The organism is Bacillus sp. JJ1533 (assembly GCF_036965045.1).
Taxonomy (GTDB): Bacteria; Bacillota; Bacilli; order Bacillales; family Bacillaceae_L; genus Ferdinandcohnia.
Genome location: NZ_JBALOV010000039.1, coordinates 49,065 through 68,600 on the forward strand (window position 1 = coordinate 49,065; position 19,536 = coordinate 68,600).

The following is a 19,536-nucleotide window of genomic DNA, read 5'->3' on the forward strand; positions in this document are numbered from 1 at the left end:
TACCAGGAAACTGTTTATAAATCTATGAAATGGGTCAAAATGTAATAATGTTTAAAATTGATAGTATGAGGAGAAATAATAGTGACAACAAATACAAGAAGGAAACTGATTAATACGGGAAGTTTTATATTTGGCTTTGGTTTTTTAGGCGCACTAGACGGAATAATTTTTCATCAGTTGCTGCAGTGGCATAGTGTGTATATGGCTACAGACCGCCCTGGGCAAATAATGAGTGATGGAATTTTCCATTTTGCTGTAACAATTACTCTCATCGTTGGCGGTGTACTGCTTTGGTTGGCAGGAAATCCAAGTAATCTATCAAAGGGAGTTCGTTTACTAACTGGCTGGTTTTTAATCGGAGGTGGGGTCTTCAATCTAGTTGAGGGTATCATTAATCATCATCTCCTTCAAATCCATCGTGTCAAACCTGGGGACCCGAACGCTTTAGCATATGATTTAGCTTTTCTTGCATCCGGTTTAGTGTTATTCATAATCGGACATGTGGTTAAACAAAAAAAAGAATTACAGGATTCATCTATTAATTCGTAAATTGGGTGGAATTATGTACAGAATCATAAGCTTTATTATTATTTTTAGTATCGTTTCCACGATGTTGTATTTTCATAATAAAAGCAGTCACTTAAGCGCCGCAAACCATGAAATATTGCATCAAATAAACCAAATCATCATTCCACCATTACATCCTGCTCCTGCTATTACTGGTTCGGTCGTACAGGATCCCTCTGGGACATGGTTGTTAGAAATCAATACTGAACATTTTAAATTCGAACCGAAAAAAGCTGGTTCTAATGTAATTACCTTTAATGAAGGACATGCACATATTTATTTAAATGGAAAAAAAATAAACCGGTTATACGGACAGTTCTATCACCTGGACAAATTACCATCTGGTAAACACCATATAAAAGTTACTCTCAATGGAAATAACCATGGAGTATTCATGGTAAACGGAGAGGAAGTTGCATATAGGGAGACTGTTCACATACCATAAAAAATGCTGACAATTAGGCGTCAGCATTTTTTCGTATCTCTTATGACAAAATTCGTTTTTCTCCTTCAATCTCTTTGATAGGGGCTATATTTTGCGAAAATTCCATCGTTCCGATATACTCTCCATCCTCATCCCTTACGGCAAAATACCGGATATACACGTATTTTCCTTTTGCTTTAATCCAGAAATCTTCAGTATCTTTTCTTCCTGATTTGAAGTCCTCAAGTAATTCTTCGACAACGTGTACACTTCTTGGAGGGTGACAGTTTTGAACCGTTCTCCCAATCACAGCTTTTGTCCTTGCAAAAATACGCTCTTTTCCTTTGCTGAAATAACGAACGACGTCATCCTTATCAATAAACGTGATATCAACCGGTAAATGGTTTAACAATAGCTCCAGCTGCTTTAACGACAAGATACCTGTTTCCATCTTAATAAACCCTTTTGTTGCAATCGATTCTTCCTCAATCACATTTCGCTCAGGCTTCCAATCCTCAGGAGAGATCAAACAAAATCCAATTTCATCACTTTCATTGGCGATTTTCATCCACTCATCTTCGGTCAGATTATTTAAAGACATCGGGAACAGAATATTTTCCTCACGATAAATCATCTCATTAACTTGGTCAATAAAAAATTGAATAACCTCAACGACCGACTGACTATCCCCTCCGTAATTTGTTAGCATTTTTTTAGCATCCTTGATTGCATCCTGAATGAAGTCATCGATTTTCCACATCATATTAGTTGGTCCATAAATTCCGTACTTTTCAAGATATGGAAAAAGGAGTTGTTCTTTTCTTTCATAATGTTTTCCAATATCCAATAAGAGGTTGCAATCCTCAAGTAACTTCAATCTGTTCTCTTCATGATCATCTTGTTCAAAAGTTTGCAAATGCGGCTTTATTCTGTCGTTTACTAGCTTTGCTAATTCTCTATTTTCAAGCTTGAACGTATGCACTGGGTGCCCAGGTTGCTCTTCAGGATGAGTAGCCCTCGTTTCTTCTATTAAATCCTTAAAAATCTCCCGATGCTGTAAACAAATTTCTGTTGCTTCACCTGCTGGGATGTTCTCTTCTTCAACCAATACATGCTGTAGTCTAGAGATTTCTCCTATCGTAATATACCCAACCTTATTTGCTAAATGGGATTTAATTTCTTCTACTGATTTCCCTTTATGTAAAGCCTTAAAGCTTTGTTTTATGATTGCTTCTCTCTCTACATCACTCATTTGATATTTTTCTCGGTTATTAATAAGTTCACTCACACTAATTTCTCCTTTCCAACTGTGCTATTCCTTTTGAAAATAGCATAGTTTCAGGAAAAGTTTCGTGATTCGAATCACATGGTCAAAAATCAAATGCGCCTTGGCGTATTTGCGCCCGATTTTTAGGCCCGCAGGAAGTGGGTCATAAAGACGTTGTCACAGGAAGGCGTACTTAGTCTTTGATCTTACCTGCTCGAAAGAATTCCTCTGAAAAATCGTGGCATCCGCCGGAGGCTTTAATTTTATTCAGTTGGAGATTGAATCACCATTAAAATTGTCCGTCCCTTAATGCATTCACCTGTTGAATAGGGAACTTGTACTGAATAAAATAAATAAAGACCCACATATTGTGGGCCTATGGTTTGGGATATTGGTATTCTATTTCATCTTTCTCTGGATTATAGTCGACAATGAGATTATGACCATTGAAAAACCAGATATCATCTTCTTCTACATAGAATTCAATTTCATCAATCGTTTGACTTGTGTGAATTTGGATGGGGTCGTCATGTGTAGAAAAGGCAAGTGAATACTTTTCTTGTACGGGGCTAGTTCCATAAAACATCGGATAAAATCGAACCGTATCCCCTTTTTTTACGCTTATGTCTTCTTTAAACCATTTTAAAGCTGCGTCGCTTATTATCATTTCCATATAGATTGAACCTCCCTAGGTGTCCTTCTGATATTTTGTACAAAAAGATGGGCTTTATTAACTTTATAGTACTAGAGTTTTTACAGATTTGATACCAACTAATTTGTGAAATGTTTATCATAGATAAAAAATGCACGCAATCATGAACGATTGCGTGCACTTGTGTTATTTGCTTATAAGAGGACAAAGGCAATTGTAGCTCCTGCGATAATGGCTACACTTACAATTTTTCCCCAAAGAGGAACTTTGTCATTTGTATTTTGATTGACTTTCTTCTCTTGATCCTCGACTACCTTCCGATACTCAGGACTGCAGCACCCCATTAGGATACCTTCTTGTAGTGAGAAATATCTACTTCTAGTGGAAGATTTGCCGCACGCATTTTATTGGCTTGACGGAAGAATAACACCAATAACAAGGCAGTACCAGCAAATCCACCGTACCATGAAATATCCATTGGTAAACGGAAACCGATTTGAGCATTCAAGATATAAGTGATGACCAAGCATAGCATGAATGTTCCTGGTATTAATGAAATCCAGTAGTTCTTCTTCGCAATGTATAGATACATCGCTCCTACGAATAGAGCAATTACTGCTGTTGCTTGGTTTGCCCAACTAAAGTATCTCCAAAGAATATTGAAGTCGATTTGCGTAAGAACAACTGAGATTGCAAACAATGGAACTGCAATCCATAAACGGCTTGATAATGACTTTTGAGCCATTTTTAAATATTCAGCAATAATCATACGTGCACTACGGAACGCGGTATCACCTGAAGTGATTGGCAATACGATAACACCCAATACAGCAAGTGTTCCACCAATCGCACCTAACATCATTGTAGAAACTTCACTTACGATTGCCCCTGGTCCACCAGCTGCAAGAAGTTCCTGTAAACCGCCGTAACCATCAAATAAACTCATTGCTGCAGCTGCCCAGATCATTGCGATGATACCTTCCGCAATCATCATACCGTAGAAAATTTTGCGTCCTTGGCTTTCCTTTTGAGTCGTACGTGAAATAATTGGTGTTTGAGTTGCATGGAATCCAGACAAAGCACCACAAGTGATTGTAAAAAATAATAATGGGAAAATAGGTGCATTATCAGGATGGAAATTTGATAATGAAAGTTCTGGAATTGGTGCACCTTTTAAGATTAAACCGCCGCCAACCCCGACAGCACTGATTAAAAGAACTGCTCCAAAGTATGGATAAAGACGTCCGATAATTTTATCAACAGGCAACAAAGTAGCCAAAATGTAGTATATGAAAATAGCTACGATTAAAATTGCGATGGCAACTTTCCCGTCCATTAGTAGGTATAATAGATCCGCTGGTGTTCTAACGAAAACTGTACCAACTAATAGTAAAAGTAAAACAGCAAATGCGTTCACCACATGCTTCATTGCTTTACCTAAAAACTTCGTTGCAAGCTCTGGTAAGTGAGCCCCTTTGTTACGAATGGAAATCATCCCAGTTAAATAGTCATGAACAGCTCCTGCGAAAATACATCCAACAACGATCCAAATGAATGCAACTGGTCCGTAAAGCGCTCCCATAATTGGTCCGAATACAGGTCCAGTACCCGCAATATTGAGTAGCTGAATCAATGAATTTTTCTTTGTGCTCATTGGAATATAGTCCACTCCGTCAGCATCAACATAAGCTGGAGTCGCACGTTCTTCCTTTACACCGAATACTTTTTCAACGTATTTTCCATACGTAAAGTATCCAATGATTAACAAAGCAATACTTGCTAAAAATGTAATCATGTCATTTCCCCCTTATTCATCTTATTTAGAAAAAATAATGAATGCGTTTACATTCATTATAGTAGATAAATAGAATTTTAGGAAGATTTGAAATTGAAAGGTAGAAATTTGACAATAACGTGTCAAAATCGTGAACTAAAACGCAAAAATTCAGCCCTAACAGTTTAGATTTCTAAGTTAGCGCGCAGTGCTTTGACATAATTCCTACTAACGGAAAGCTGTTCTTTCCTTCCTTCAATTTCTAATTGATAGGCCCCGTTAAACCAAGGAGTAAGTCTGGTAACATATTTTAAATTAACGAGGAAGCTTTTATGAATGCGGAAGAACCCAAATGATTCGAGTCGGCTTTCCAATTCCTTCAACTGTGTTTTCGTATCATACTCACCCATTTTTGTTACAAGCTTTGTTATTTTCTCATCCTTGGCTATATATAAAATATCCTTTGGCTCGAGATAGATAATCTCCCCACTTGAATCAATCGCCAATTTTCCAGCTTGTTTTCCTTTTTCCTTCTCCTCTGGTGTAAGAAGATGGTTTTCAATTCGTTTAACTGTTTCCTTTAACTGTTCTTCATCAAATGGCTTTAATAGGTAGTCAATCGCATTAAATCGAAATGCTTCCACAGCAAACTCAGGGTATGCCGTTGCAAACACAATCAGTGGTGGCTTTTTCAATTCCAGCAGGGCTTTTGCAGCATCCATGCCTTTTATCTTCGGCATTTCTACATCTAAAAACACAACATCAGGCTGAAGTTGGATTGCTTTTACAATAGCAGACTCTCCAGAATCAGCTTCTCCGACGATCTGAATGGTCGAATATGTTTCTAATAAATGAGTTAATTCATCACGACTATATAGTTCATCATCGACAATTAGTGTTTTAATTTTTGCTTCCATTTTATATAGCCTCCGTTAGTGGAATTGAAAAGGTAATCTCCGTTCCTTTGTTTTCTTCACTTTTTATCTCTAAAGCGGACTTTTCACCAAATAGCATGGTAAGCCTTCGATTTACATTATAGAGTGCGACGCCGCTGCCTTTTTCTGATTTGATTGGGGTAAGGCAAATTTCACGGGCCCGCTCTTCTTTCATTCCCATTCCATTATCCTCAACCTTTACAAAAACACAGTCAACCTCTTTTTGAATCGAGATAATTACTTGAAAATCTCCATCACGGTCCTTCATTCCATGTTTGATTGCATTTTCAACAATCGGCTGAAGGGTAAGTGGTGGGATATACTGATACAAAGCAGCCTCCTCAACCTTATAAAATACCTTTAGTTTATCTACAAATCTAGTTCCTTCTATTTCTAAATAGGCTTTTACCTGTCGCAGTTCTTGTTCTAGGGTCGTTATATTTTGTGTTGTAACAGTGAGATTTTGACGTAAAAAATGGGATAGGGAAACGAGTAGTTTCCTTGCCTTTGTTGGATCTCTTCTTACCAAAGAAAGAATCGTATTCAAGGTATTAAAGAGAAAATGCGGACTAATTTGTGCTTGAAGCACTTTAATTTCAGCCTCTTTTGCGAGCTGAAATGCTTTATCGGCTTCCGCAATTTCAAGCTGATTGCTTAAAAGGGAGCTCAACCCTGAAATTAGCTCAGTAACAACAGGTGTGATTTCTTTTTCAGAACGAAAGTAGAATTTTAATGTCCCAATCGTCTCTTCTCTACGTTTTAACGGCGCAATCACGGCAGCCCCCAGTGGACAATCCTCATCCCGGCATTGAATCATTTTTTTGTTCGCGATTACAATTTTTCCATTATGAATAACTTCTTGGGTGATTTGAGTTTGAATTGGCATCTGTACTCGGTGATGGTCATGTCCAAGGCCCACATGTGCTAAAATTTCATGATTGTTTGTCATTGACACTGCGGTAGCTTGAATCTCGTCCTGAATGATATGACAAACCGCTTTTGCTGTTTCGCGATTCAACCCATTACGCAAATAAGCAAGTGTTTTATCTGCGATGCGAAGGGTTTTTTGCGCTTGAACCGCACCAACCTTCTCTCCCTCATTAATCACACTCTTAATAATCATAAGGAAAACAGCGCATCCAAGTCCATTTGCGACAATCATCGGAATCCCAATGATCTCAACTAAAGCCCACGCCTTTTCAAAAGGACGCGCGAAAAGCAAGATAACAAACATTTGCAGCGCTTCTGCCGAGGCCGCAATAATAAATGCAGTACTTAATTTCACGTGCTTATTTTTCTTATAAAAGTAACCGGATATAAAACCCGCAATAATAGAGGCAAAGCCACAGGAAAAGGCGGTAAACCCACCAAGCGTAAAACGATGAATTCCAGCAATTAAACCTGCCCCTAAACCTACCTTGTAACCACCAAGCAGACCAGCAAGTACTACACCAATCACGCGTGAATTCGCTAACGCTTCATCAGGGGTTAAACCTGATGCCCAGCGGTCAAACTGCAGACTCTCTGTATTTAGACTTAGGCCCGTATACGTACCAATAATTCCGAAAAAGCCAAAGAAAATAATCGCCACGAGCTTCTGCCATCGATTCAGCTCATCCTGATACATCATCCCTCTGAAAAACTTCAACCTCGTTAAAATAAAAGCGATTGCAACAATGATTCCTAATCGCTCTAACATAGTAATTAAAAGTACGAACATAGGCATGCTCCTTTTTCTGGGACATGATTGAGACAAGGGGACAGGTTCAGTGTCCCAACGTTAGGAAATATTAGGAACAATAACCTTCCCACTCTACCTGTCTTTGTATCTTTATTGTAACAAGATTTTATGGGTTTGGGTTAGATTTTTAAGGGTAAGAATTTTGGAAGTTTGGTAGGTTTATATGGAAAAAGCCCTTCATGGGATGAAGGACTTTTCGTAAAAATTGCCATTAAATTGTTTACTTACTTATTTACAGAAGACAAAAACTGATCAAGTGCAGTCTCTAACTCTAGCATAGCAGCATCCACTTGCCTTTGGGTCGCACGGAAATCTTTTTCAATCTTGCGGACTTTATTAATTGTTTTACGTAAATGTTTTTCAGACCCTTTTGGATACTCACCAACCTTATCTCCTTCTTTTGCATCACGTAAAATGGCTTGCGCTTCTTCCATTAGAGCTGTTAATTGTGTTTTAACACCTTTAACATTTATGGATTGCTTAAATGTATCAAGTGCAGTCTGTAATTCTTTCAACGAAGTATCGATTTGTAATTGAGTTGCTGAATTTTGCTCTATCATTTTAGCTTTTGTAATAGCATCGTTAAAAACTTGTTTAGCTTCTACAGGATATTCGCCAATCCTATCCCCTTCTATTGCATTTTCATGGACATTTTGTGCAATTTTTATAAGTTCTGTTAATTCGGTCTTGTCACCTTCTACATTTATTGAACTCATAAACGAATCCAATGCCTCCTGTAAAGTTGTTACTGCATCATCAACTTGTTGCTGTGTTGCAAATACTTCTTCTTGTACTTGAATAGCTGCTAAGATTGCATCATTGAGAGTTTCCTTAGTTCCAACTGGATACTCACCCACATTCGGACCTTCAACCGCTACATCATGAATATCACTCGCATCCTTAATAAGTGATTCTAAAGCAAACTTATCAGCTAATTCCTGACCCGCTGGTAGGGTTTGATACAATCCTATTTCTGACATATATACCGAACCACGAGCTTTAAGTATACGAATACGGAATTCTTTACTGGTTATTGGGTTAGAAAGTAAAACAATACGCTTGTATCCAATTGCCTGGTTTGTGTATACCTGCTTCCATTCACCATTTGCATCACGTACATCAATTGCAAAAGACTCTACTTGCTGTCCATGGTTAATGTCTTCTTGTAATACAACTTTATCTACAGTTACTTCCTTTGGTAGGCTAAAAGTTAGACTGCTAGGTTGAGTGCCTGTTCTCCATGAAGTATTATACTCTCCGTCTTTCACTGCATTTGGATTCTCACCGTTTGTTGCAGATATGGTAGTTCTCTTTGTATGGTTAATAGCGAAATCACGCTTAATAGATTCGTGCCATTCTTTAAGTCTAGCTACATCAACTTCAGCAAATTTCCCTCGTTTGTCTGGAGGTATATTCAGTAATAGTACCGAGTTTCGTGCAACGGATTGATAATAAATATTCCTTAGCTGTTCAACTGATTTTGGTTGTTGATAATCGTGATAAAACCAGCCTGAACGAATACTTACATCAACTTCCGAAGGCCACCATGTTAAATATTCCATTCCATTTGCTGCTGCATCAGCAAGAATTGTACGACTACCTAAATCTGGTGATCGGTATGAAGGATAATAATACTGTCTTCCGTCTTCACCGGTTGCTGCAGCAAGTACACTCCACTCATTGTCTCTAGCCCATCCGGACTCGTTTCCTACCCAACGTACATCTGGACCCGTTACAGCAATAACTGCATTTGGCTGTAGTTCATTAATCAGCTTATAATAGCTGTCCCAATCATAGGTTTCATATGAATCTCCAGGGATATGCCCCTGTGCACCATCAAACCATACCTCATCAATCTCGCCATATTCTGTTAAAACCTCATACAACTGGTTCATGAAGAATTGGCCATAATCAGTTGCTGGTAATTGAAACGAAGGAAACTCAGACTTTCCAATGCGATCATCATTTTCCACCAATGTTGGGATTGTACGTTCTACACGTTTGCTTCCATTTCCAAATATGCCATCTGTATATGCCTTATGATCAGCAGGTGAAAGATATACACCAACTTTTATCCCGTATTTTCGCATAGAGTTTACAAACTCACGCAATACATCTCCTTTACCGTCTCGCCACGAGCTCCCTGCCACACCAAATTTTGTATACCTAGATGGATAGAGTAAAAATCCGTCATGATGTTTAACAGTCAGAACTGCCATTTTAAATCCGCTCTCTTTCAGAGTTTGAGCCCATTGATCCGTATCTAGATCTGATGGTTGGAATTTGTTTGGATCTTCGTTAAAATTACCCCACTCCACATCATAATAAGTATTTATTCCGTAGTGTAGAAAAGCAGTCTGTTCATATTGTTGCCACTGAACCTGTTTAGGAGTTGGTCTAACAAGTGATGCCTTTGCTCCAATTGATGCCGTACACTCATTCCCTTTAATCGGAATACGATATCCTGGTTCTAAGTCCGTAGGTACTATACAGGGGCCGCCTAGTAAACCTAGGAAATCACTTCTAAAATCTCCTTCCATTTGAGCAAAAGCAACTCCATATACTTCTCCCGCCAAACTTGTCTCTAACGAAGCCATTGCAGTCCCTGCATAGACGATTGTATTATGAAGCGCTTTTGGTTTCTGTTCTAAGGTCAACGTCTCTTCTAGCTGTTCCTCTCCCAACCATAAACTCACATCAGCCCCATTATCATTGTTGTGTTTGTAAACTAAAGAAAGATGAACATATTCTTCATTCAACATTCCATCTACAGGAAACGACTTCACTTTTTGACCACCACTTAAAATCTCGAAAGATTCATTCTCTAGTGATCTGCGAACAACAACAGCCCCAGCTAGGTCAACGAGAACCCCCCCTGGTTTAATCGATACAGGATTAATGACAATTTCGGTAACAGAGTCTCCGATGAGTTCTCCACTATTAACCAACGGGGCATTTGGATGAAATACAATCCGAGACTTATTACCATCCAACTCCATCCTACCTAGCCCTGAGATTATTCCACCAAAAACCTCAAGCTGACCTTGGACAATATCATCTTCCGAAGAATGATATTCTGTCCCTTCCATAGAACCAATCCAAAACGATGAAAGACTTCTATCTATTCTTGAAAGTTTCATAGTTTTCAAGAATGAAGATGTAAATTCTCCTTCAAATGTAGTGACCACTGCTCTTGTAAGGGATCCTTTAAATCCTCGATTCGATCCTCCAGGATGAACCTCATTACCAAAGCCGATTTCTGCATTTAAATTATTCGCTTTCGGCGGTTTCCCCTCAGTAGAAGTCACTGTAGGTTGTTCAAGCCCATCAAGAAACATGCGCATTTTTGCTCCAGTTCTAGAAGGCTCGTACACAATAGCTATGCTATGATCCTTGCCTACTACAGGCGCAGGAATACTTTTCTTATAAGATGTCCATTTTCCATTATTGTTCACATCAAAACCGTATTCAATCTCAGAAGCAGAAGAGTATCGAACATATATATTTCCTCCAATTGATAATAACGTATCAAAGGAAACAGGGTTTGGGTCTGGTTTGAATTCGGTTTCTACTACAAGAGCTTTTTCTAATGTATTTGTAGCAAATAGAGAATCTCGTGGATTAAAATCGATTCCACTTTGAGAGCCGTTAAGAATTAAACGCCCTTGATTAATCTCCTCATTTCCAGCCCTACGCGAGATTATTCCATCCATTATTTCACCAGTTGGATTTGTATAGAACTTATCGGTTGAAAAGACCCCTCCAAATCCAATATCAAGAATTTCCGCATTTTGTTGTCCTTCATTATTTTGTGTTGAGGCAGCTTTCGAAATATTAGGGGATACAGGTATGCTTGTTACGATTAGTAAGAGCGCAAGAAAAACAAAGGATAACCTATTTACTTTTCTTTTAACCAAGTTAGTGGTAAATATATTTTCATTTCCACTTCTTGTCTTAAAATAATTTCGACCTTTCATCTGCTAAGAACAGCCTCCTTAAAATTAAATAATTCAAAACTTAAAACTACCTACATTTAATTAACCTTTATTTATCTTTGTTTAACCACCTCCTCAGTTAAAGCACACTCATATACCCACGCTGCAGAAAGCGCTTTCAAAAGATCGGATTAAAGTCATTTTAATTAAATAGATTAAACACATTTTTTAATTTTAATTATATTATTTTACAAGTAATCAGTAACTGCAATTAATAAAACAAATACAGACAAAAAATATATCCCTTTGTTATGCCTTAATATTTGTTTGTTTACCTTTTTTTGATTATATCATATATTTGTTTAATTCCGAATATTTTTACTCGTTTCTCTTAAAAATAGTACTTTGGAATTAAAAAAGGAAGAAAATCATTTAGTTTTCTTCCTTTTTGCATATCCGTATTATGTTTCAATATGTTAGTCTACAATTATTAGTTTAATACCTTTCTCTTCTATTTGTTTACTTGAAAATGGATCGATCTTAGAGTCGGTAATAATTGTATCTATATGAGAAAGTAATGAAATTTGAGAGAAAGCTCGTGTTCCAAACTTGCTGGAATCTACCATTAAAATAGTCTCATCTGCTATCTTCATCATTTTACTTTTTAATAAGGCTTGGAGTTCATTAGAATCACTTAATCCATTTTCAAGATGCACACCTTTGCACGAAAGGAATGTTTTATTGACATGGTATAAATCAAGGGATCTTTCCGCAAGTGGTCCTACATAAGATAAAGAACTAGACAGTAATTGACCACCAGTAGAAATAACTTTAATGTGATCTTTCTTGCTAAGTTCAATTGCTACTTTAATGGAATTAGTAACAACAGTTAATGGTATATCAGGTAGCTCCTTGGCAACATACCATGCCGTAGAACTTGCATCCAATATAATTTGATCTCCCTGATTTACTAATTCGAGGGCTTTTGCAGCAATAGCCTTTTTCTCGGGGACGTTCGTAATTTCTCTTTCAGTATAGGAAGGTTCATGCTCATACTTCTCTATACTTACAGCACCGCCATGACTCCTCATTAGTTGATTTTCCTTCTCTAACTTCTCTAGATCCCGCCGAATTGTCTCTTCGGTTACTTTGAATATCTTGCTTAATTCTGAAACACGTATACTTAAACGTTCATTTACTAAATCTACAATTTTCCTTTGCCTTTCTGCTACCAGCAATGTAAATCACGCCTTCCCATTCATGAAAAGTGAATTTATTTTTGTTTTCTTTTACTTGTGTGGTTTTCCAAATAGATAATATACCATGTTTTTTTAAAAACAAAAAGTATTTTGGTGATTTACTACTTTATAAAGCCACTGATTCGTTTTTTAAATGAGAATACTTTATTTGCTTTAATCGTTTCATCACGTTATTTTCCCCACGCCCAAAATAGTCTTGCAACTTGGTATACTCCTTATATAACTCTTCATAAATCAATACGTTTTCCTTTATTGGTTTGTACGATTCTTCTTTTATTTTCGGCATTATTTTGGCTGCCTCCTCAATTGTTTCTATACCACCATTCTCCTTTCCTGCTGCGACTGCTCCATACATCGCTGCTCCAATTGCCGGGGTAATCGTCGAGTCAGATATTTTAATTTCCATATTTGTAACATCTGCATAAATTTGCATAAGTAACTTATTACGATGTGGAAGACCGCCACAAGCGTATAACTGGTTAATTTCTATACCATTGTTTCGAAATGTATCTATGATTGTTCTCGTACCAAAGGCGGTAGATTCCAATAATGCCCGGTATACTTCTTCAGGTCTTGTCGATAAAGTTAGACCAATCAATACGCCAGAAAGATCGGAGTCCACTAAAGGCGTTCGGTTTCCGTTATGCCAATCTAATGCAATAAGCCCACTTTCACCAACCCTAAGTTCTTCTGCCTTTTTCTCTAAAACTTGATGAATTGATTTATTTAGACGATTGGCTTCCTCGATAATATATGTAGGTACATGATTGTCCACAAACCACGCAAAGATATCACCAACAGCTACTTGTCCCGCTTCATATGCATATAACCCGGGGATAATTCCATCTTCAACTACACCACTTATACCAGCTACATGAACTTCCTTATCACTTAGGAGTAAATGACAGGTTGAGGTCCCCATTACCATCACCATTTTACCGGGCGTGGTAACACCCGTTCCTGGAACACCTGCATGCGCATCTATAATCCCAGCTGCAACAGCAATTCCCTCAGGCAAACCCATTAATTCTGCCATTTCAGGTGTCAGATTACCTGCTTTTGTTCCTGAGGCTACTACATCCCCTCTAAGCTTGGTCTTATATATGTCTGTCATTCTAGGATCTAGTAAACTCAAAAACTCAGATGATAGATAGCCTTTCTCTTTGTGCCAAGTTCCTTTATATCCGGCTGCACAGCTATTTCTAATAATAGCCCCAGTCATTTTAGATGTAATCCAATCAGATGCCTCTAAAAAATATTCAGCCTCAGAATATATGTCTGGCGATTCATTTAATATTTGCCAAACCTTTGGAATCATCCATTCCGACGATATTTTATCCCCGTAACGGTGAATCCATTCTTCACCACGATCTAAAGCTAGCTCATTCATTTTATTTGCTTCTTCTTGCGCAGCATGGTGTTTCCAAAGCTTCACCCAAGCATGAGGTTTGTCCTTAAATTCTGGCTTTAAACATAGAGGTACCAAATTTTGATCTGTTGGTAGCATTGTACAGGCCGTAAAATCAATTCCTATCCCAATTACATTTTCAGGGTTTACTCCTGATTGTTTTATAACTTCAGGTACAGAGGACGATAGGACCAACAAATAATCATTCGGATTTTGTAATGCAAAATCGAGATCTAGCTTTATTGATGAATTAGGCAGAACCCTATCAATTACTCCATCCTTATACATCGTGACATGTGTAGCAACTACTTTTCCAGTAGATACCTCTACAAGTACAACCCTCCCAGACTCCGTACCATAATCGACTCCAATTACATATGTCTCTATCAATTTCATAACCTCTTTTCGAAAATAGTTTTACCCCTAATTCTTAGGCTTTTAAAAGCCCCTGAATTTGCAATTCAGGGGCTTTTTATTTGTAATATTAACGATATAAAGGTCCAAAATTAGTACATGCTCTAAAATCAGCACCCTCTAAATCATTTGTGCCAAACATTCCCCAAGTACTAGGTCTAAAAATACGCTCTTCAGGTACATTATGCATGTTAACAGGGATTCTTAGCATTGAAGCAAGTGTAATAAGCTCATCACCAATATGACCGTAACTCATTCCACAGTGATTTGCCCCCCAGCTATTCATTACAGAGTAAACATCCTTAAATGTACCTTCTCCAGTTAAGTTTGGAACAAACCAAGTAGTTGGCCAGGTAGGGTCTGTACGATTATCAAGCTTATCATGCACTTCTTCAGGTAGTTCAGCAGTATAGCCTTCTGCAATTTGCAGCACAGGGCCGAGACCTTTCACTATATTAATTCTAGCAATAGTTACAGGCATTCCACCTTTTGTTAAGAAATCGCTAGAATATCCACCACCCCGGAAATATCCAGTTGATGCCGGTCTCCATAACGTTGCGTCTAAACATTTTTTTGCTTCATCATCCGAAATTTCCCAGAATGGTTTTATTACCGGTTTGCCATCAGACGTTTGTTCCCCGGTTCCATCTAAAGCAGCTGGCCCTGAATTAAGTAAATGAATAAAACCATGTTCTGCTAACCCCTCAGGTCGATATCCAGTTACCCGTTCAACTGCATCCGGGCTCCAGTATGTTCGAACATCGGCAAAAACTTGAGCAGTGTTTGTTAACAAATGACCAAATAACATTGTTACCCCGTTCAAGCTATCATTTTCAGTTGCTAAAAGGAACGGAGGTCGAATACCATTCCAATCAAAGGAGGAATTTAATATTGCCTCCATAAAGTCACCATTTGGCAAATGGTCCGTCCATTGTCGCTGACCTTGGAACCCACCAACAATCGCATTATGTCCCATTGCTTCTTCCTCGAAGCCCATTTCAGCCAATTTCGGATTTCCTATCATCAAGTCTCTTGCAATCAAGGCCATTTTAACGCTTATTTCCCAATCAAAATCTTTTTGTTCTCTTGTTCTTTGCATATCCTCTGGATTATTATCAGGACCTTCCTTACAATTTTCTTTAACCCAGCTCAATGCTCTTTCATATTCCTCGTGATCATAAATTTTCTTATCAAAGCGTCTAATAAATTCTGTGCTATCAATATATTCATTTCTCATACCAAGATAGTCCTGGAAAAAGCTTTCGTTAACCATGCTTCCAGCTATCCCCATGGATACACTGCCCATTGATAGATATGACTTTCCTTTAATTGTTGCTACAACAAGGCCAGCCTTTGCAAATGTAAGAAGTTTTTCCTTTACATCTTCTGGAATCGTCGTGTCACCAACATCTTGAACATCTTTTCCATAAATACCAAAGGCAGGGATCCCTTTTTGATTATGCGCAGCGAGAACAGCAGCAAGGTAAACGGCTCCAGGACGCTCCGTTCCATTAAATCCCCAGACTGCTTTAGGAATTTCTGGAGTCATATCCATCGTTTCTGAACCATAACACCAACAAGGAGTTACCGTAATAGATACACCTACTCCTTCTCTAGCAAATTTTTCAGCCGTTTGGGCAGCTTCTGCAACTCCTCCAATACATGAATCAGCAATAACGCACTCAACCGGCTCGCCATTATAATGTTTTAAGTTCTCTGATAAAAAGGATGCTACTAACTTGGCTAAATTCATTGTTGTTTCTTCCAATGACTCACGAACACCATTTCTTCTTCCATCTACTGTAGGTCTAATTCCGATTTTTGGTAACTGTCCGTAGTATCTGTTTTTAATTGTTTTCATTTAAATATCTCCTTTACAAAAATTTCTTTTTATATTAAAGAGTGTGCAAAGCGACCATATGCATCTTCCCACTCCGCTTGATTTTCAGGTTCATAAATCTTTAAAGGAAATGACCGTTCCACAATATCTTTTGCTTCTTGTAAATCCTTGATTTCTCCTAGTGATATCCATTGGGACAAGGAATTACCAATCGCACTGGCTTCAACTGGTCCTGCAACAACTCTTCGATTTGTTGCATTTGCAGTAAATTGACAGAGTAATTGATTTTGAATTCCCCCACCACCCATATGAATCACTTCAATTTTCTTGCCAGTTAACTTTTCTAGTCGATCAATTACCCATCGGTACTTTAACGCCAAACTTTCTAATATACAACGTAAGAAGTCACCTTCTGTTTCAGGTTGTGGTTGCCCATTTCTCTGACAGAAATCTCTAATTCGGTTTGGCATATTTAATGGATTAAAGAAATCAGTAGCATCAGGGTCAATAAAACTACGAAACGGTTTTGCATTACGAATTAATTCGGCTTCTTCAGCATATGAGAAATGCTTACCTTCTTTTAACCAGGCTGATCTACATTCCTGTATTAGCCAAAGACCCATAATATTTTTTTGAAGACGGTATTTGCCATCAGCAGTACCTTCATTTGTAAAACCCCATTTCAATGCCATTTGGCTCACAACTGGCTCATTTACTTGGACTCCCAACAATGTCCAGGTTCCACAACTGGCGAAGACAGAATTTTCTTCTTTAATTGGTAAGGAGGCTAGGGCACAAGCAGTATCATGGCCTGTTCCTGCTATAACTTTTACCGGTGACATGCCTATCTCCAGATTAAGAGAATCGAGTGTTGATCCAATGATTGTTCCACTCTTAACTATATTGGCCATAATATTTGTCGGTAAATTTAATCGGTTTAATAGAGAATGATCCCATGTGCGCTGTTTCGGATTATACATTGAAGTAGTTGTACTTATTGTATATTCGTTCACCTTAACTCCTGAAAATAAATAACCAACTAAATTAGGGGTCATCAACAAGTCTTCAGCTTTCTCCAATAATTCAGGATTGTTTTTCTGAATAGCATACAGTTGGCAAATTGTGTTTATTGCAGCAGGCTCGACACCAGTACGGTTAAACATTTCTTCTTTTGAGACCTTTTCGTATATTTCTTCTAAACTATTTGATGTTTGAGGATCTCTATACGAATAGGGATTACCTAGTAACTCACCTGATGAAGCTATTAATCCAAAATCTACTCCCCACGTGTCAATTGATAAACTCTCTATCGCTCTATAACCTTTTTGAGCACTTTTCACCATGCCGTTTTTCATTTCCTGGTAAATTCTAAGAATATCCCAATAATAATGACCGGTTACGTGGACTGGATAATTTGAGAATCGATGGATTTCTTCCAAATGTAGGTTTTTCCCATCAAATCTGCTTACCATTAGTCGGCCATTTGATGCACCTAAATCAAAAGCCCACACACTTTTCATTTGTTCACGCCCTTTTTTATTGCAACTTACTTTGAATCCTTCAGTAACTCTGATCTATACTTTTCAGATGATAGATTTCTTAAAGCTTGACATTCCTCGTCAGTTAAAATTCTCGGTACACCAACAGTTGATGCAATTGTATACACTTTTGCAGATTCTTCTATGATTTGCATAAAAAAGTATGCTTCTTTCATTGTTTTTCCAACTGTAAGCACTCCATGGTTTCTCATCACGATAACATCTGTTTCCTCTATGATTTCAGCAACTGCATCAGCTAAAACTTCTGTTGTTGGAATCAAATATTCGAGATATGATACGTTTCGAATCATTGCAGGAAAATCCGGAAAAAGATTTGGAATACTATGTCCAGTAGAGGATACTCCTACTGAATAACTTGGATGAGCATGAAGCACCGCTGTTATATCAGGTCGTTTACGATAACATTCAAGATGCATTAAAACCTCAGAAGAAGGCTTTAAATTGTCCAAAACTTCCCCCGTTTCAATATCTACACGCACCCATTGATTATCTTGTACTTCCTGTAAATCAAAACCGCTTGGGGAAATATACATTATTCTTCCGTCTCGCATGCTTAAATTTCCACCCGCACCTACAACTAGACCTGTTCTTACAATTTTATCGGCATAAAGTTTTAAATCACTAATTGCAGTCGACAATTTTATCACCCCGATGTTAGTTTAATATTCTATTTTTATAGTCAAAATACATATGAACTAGATCTATGTACAATAATGGATAGCTGTATATTGAGAGGATACCCTATAAAGAGCATCCTCCCTTTTTTTATTCGTAAATTACAGCCTTAATTTCTTCGTCATCAATATTCGATTTGTCATAATAGAAGAATCCAGTATCAATGTTCTTCTCAACTTCTTTTCCATTGAGAGCATCCACTGCAGCTTTTACAGTCTCATAACCAATTCCAATTGGATTTTGTGTTATTGCTCCAGCCATTAAACCACTTTTAATTGCGTCGATTTGTTGTTTTCCAGAGTCAAATCCGATGATCACTAAGTCCTTTTTATTCATTTCTGAAACTGCATTAACAACACCAATTGCTGACCCTTCATTTGTTCCGAATATCCCCTTAAGGTTTGGATGTGCTTGGATGATTGCCTTTGCAGCATCAGTGGATTTTAAATGGTCTCCTCCACCGTATTGAATATCGACAATTTTAATATCAGGATATTTTTCTTCAATTTGGTTTTTAAAACCATCACGTCGTTCAATTCCTGTTTTACTTACCTGATCATGTGCGACAATCGCAATCTCACCTTCTCCACCAATAAGTTCAGCCATTTTATCGGCAGCAAGTGCAGCTGCTGCAATGCTATCAGTTGCCGCAGTTGCTAGAGGTACATCCCCTTCAACCCCTGAGTCAAAAGCAATTACTGGAATATCATTTCCCTTAGCCTCATCTAAAAGCGGAAGGGCTGCTTGACTATCTAAAGCAGCGAAGCCAATGGCATCAGGCTTTTTATCCAAAGCCGCACGAAGCATTTCAATTTGTTTATCTACTTGAGACTCACTCTCCGGCCCTTCAAACGTGATAGTTACATCAAACTCCTCTGCAGCTTGTTCAGCACCTTGTTTTACTGCTTGCCAAAACTGATGCTGAAACCCTTTTGAAACAATTGCAATGTAAGGTTTTCCATCCTCTTTTACACCCTCATTAGAACTACCTTTTGATTCCGTTTTGTCTGAGGAACAAGCAGTTAACGCTAGTGAAAGAGTAAGCAGTGCCCCTAGAAAAATTCCTCCAATTTTTCTCATTTGGTT

General features: G+C 38.0%; 15 protein-coding genes. 2 read left to right on the forward strand and 13 right to left on the reverse strand.

All coding sequences use genetic code 11. From position 1 onward, the window contains the following. The first annotated feature begins 81 nt into the window (after positions 1-81). Together V7138_RS20890 and V7138_RS20895 are read left to right on the forward strand one after the other, a co-directional pair. The gene (locus tag V7138_RS20890) at positions 82-549 is read left to right on the forward strand and encodes a DUF2243 domain-containing protein (RefSeq protein WP_335401161.1); all 468 of its coding nucleotides are present in this window, start codon (positions 82-84) and stop codon (positions 547-549) included. Between the two features lie 13 nt (positions 550-562). After that, entirely contained in the window at positions 563-1,012 is a 450-nt protein-coding gene (locus tag V7138_RS20895) for a hypothetical protein (protein ID WP_335401163.1), read from the forward strand. A 40-nt stretch (positions 1,013-1,052) separates the two neighbouring features. Here V7138_RS20895 and V7138_RS20900 read toward each other — a convergent pair whose 3' ends face one another. The 13 genes from V7138_RS20900 to V7138_RS20960 form a co-directional block, all read right to left on the reverse strand. Beyond that, positions 1,053-2,279, reverse strand: coding sequence for a DUF438 domain-containing protein (locus V7138_RS20900; protein WP_335401164.1), 1,227 nt, complete (start codon positions 2,277-2,279; stop codon positions 1,053-1,055). Between the two features lie 355 nt (positions 2,280-2,634). Further along, the gene (locus tag V7138_RS20905) at positions 2,635-2,931 is read right to left on the reverse strand and encodes a HesB/YadR/YfhF family protein (RefSeq protein WP_335401166.1); all 297 of its coding nucleotides are present in this window, start codon (positions 2,929-2,931) and stop codon (positions 2,635-2,637) included. A 173-nt stretch (positions 2,932-3,104) separates the two neighbouring features. Further along, positions 3,105-3,254 (reverse strand): hypothetical protein, encoded by a 150-nt coding sequence (locus V7138_RS20910; RefSeq protein ID WP_335401168.1) that lies wholly within the window; start codon positions 3,252-3,254, stop codon positions 3,105-3,107. Next, positions 3,254-4,705, reverse strand: a complete 1,452-nt coding sequence (locus V7138_RS20915; protein ID WP_335401170.1) for a carbon starvation CstA family protein — start codon at positions 4,703-4,705, stop codon at positions 3,254-3,256. The genes V7138_RS20910 and V7138_RS20915 overlap by 1 nt, the downstream gene beginning before the upstream one ends. A 164-nt stretch (positions 4,706-4,869) precedes the next feature. Continuing rightward, positions 4,870-5,601 (reverse strand): LytR/AlgR family response regulator transcription factor, encoded by a 732-nt coding sequence (locus V7138_RS20920; protein ID WP_335401171.1) that lies wholly within the window; start codon positions 5,599-5,601, stop codon positions 4,870-4,872. 1 nt (position 5,602) lies between these two features. Next, positions 5,603-7,339 carry a sensor histidine kinase gene (locus tag V7138_RS20925; protein WP_335401173.1) on the reverse strand — a complete coding sequence of 579 codons (1,737 nt, stop codon included), beginning with the start codon at positions 7,337-7,339 and terminating at the stop codon, positions 5,603-5,605. A gap of 245 nt (positions 7,340-7,584) precedes the next feature. Beyond that, the gene (locus V7138_RS20930) at positions 7,585-11,337 is read right to left on the reverse strand and encodes an alpha-L-fucosidase (protein ID WP_335401175.1); all 3,753 of its coding nucleotides are present in this window, start codon (positions 11,335-11,337) and stop codon (positions 7,585-7,587) included. 434 nt (positions 11,338-11,771) lie between these two features. After that, positions 11,772-12,533 (reverse strand): DeoR/GlpR family DNA-binding transcription regulator, encoded by a 762-nt coding sequence (locus V7138_RS20935; RefSeq protein ID WP_335401177.1) that lies wholly within the window; start codon positions 12,531-12,533, stop codon positions 11,772-11,774. Positions 12,534-12,660: 127 nt separating this feature from the next. After that, positions 12,661-14,352, reverse strand: a complete 1,692-nt coding sequence (locus V7138_RS20940; RefSeq protein ID WP_335401178.1) for a ribulokinase — start codon at positions 14,350-14,352, stop codon at positions 12,661-12,663. Between the two features lie 94 nt (positions 14,353-14,446). Beyond that, positions 14,447-16,237, reverse strand: coding sequence for an L-fucose isomerase (locus V7138_RS20945; RefSeq protein WP_335401180.1), 1,791 nt, complete (start codon positions 16,235-16,237; stop codon positions 14,447-14,449). A 29-nt stretch (positions 16,238-16,266) separates the two neighbouring features. Further along, complete coding sequence (locus tag V7138_RS20950) at positions 16,267-17,736, reverse strand: rhamnulokinase (RefSeq protein ID WP_335401182.1); 1,470 nt, start codon at positions 17,734-17,736, stop codon at positions 16,267-16,269. A gap of 26 nt (positions 17,737-17,762) precedes the next feature. Further along, positions 17,763-18,413 (reverse strand): class II aldolase/adducin family protein, encoded by a 651-nt coding sequence (locus V7138_RS20955; protein WP_335401184.1) that lies wholly within the window; start codon positions 18,411-18,413, stop codon positions 17,763-17,765. Between the two features lie 127 nt (positions 18,414-18,540). Continuing rightward, positions 18,541-19,530, reverse strand: a complete 990-nt coding sequence (locus tag V7138_RS20960) for an ABC transporter substrate-binding protein (protein ID WP_335401186.1) — start codon at positions 19,528-19,530, stop codon at positions 18,541-18,543. Positions 19,531-19,536: the final 6 nt, after the last annotated feature.

Bases quoted from the DNA above. Each gene is read 5' to 3' on its own strand.
- V7138_RS20895 (WP_335401163.1), top strand. From the start codon at position 563: ATGTACAGAATCATAAGCTTTATTATTATTTTTAGTATCGTTTCCACG.
- V7138_RS20905 (WP_335401166.1), bottom strand. From the start codon at position 2,931: ATGGAAATGATAATAAGCGACGCAGCTTTAAAATGGTTTAAAGAAGAC.
- V7138_RS20910 (WP_335401168.1), bottom strand. From the start codon at position 3,254: ATGGGGTGCTGCAGTCCTGAGTATCGGAAGGTAGTCGAGGATCAAGAG.
- V7138_RS20915 (WP_335401170.1), bottom strand. From the start codon at position 4,705: ATGATTACATTTTTAGCAAGTATTGCTTTGTTAATCATTGGATACTTT.
- V7138_RS20920 (WP_335401171.1), bottom strand. From the start codon at position 5,601: ATGGAAGCAAAAATTAAAACACTAATTGTCGATGATGAACTATATAGT.
- V7138_RS20925 (WP_335401173.1), bottom strand. From the start codon at position 7,339: ATGTTCGTACTTTTAATTACTATGTTAGAGCGATTAGGAATCATTGTT.
- V7138_RS20930 (WP_335401175.1), bottom strand. From the start codon at position 11,337: ATGAAAGGTCGAAATTATTTTAAGACAAGAAGTGGAAATGAAAATATA.
- V7138_RS20945 (WP_335401180.1), bottom strand. From the start codon at position 16,237: ATGAAAACAATTAAAAACAGATACTACGGACAGTTACCAAAAATCGGA.
- V7138_RS20950 (WP_335401182.1), bottom strand. From the start codon at position 17,736: ATGAAAAGTGTGTGGGCTTTTGATTTAGGTGCATCAAATGGCCGACTA.
- V7138_RS20960 (WP_335401186.1), bottom strand. From the start codon at position 19,530: ATGAGAAAAATTGGAGGAATTTTTCTAGGGGCACTGCTTACTCTTTCA.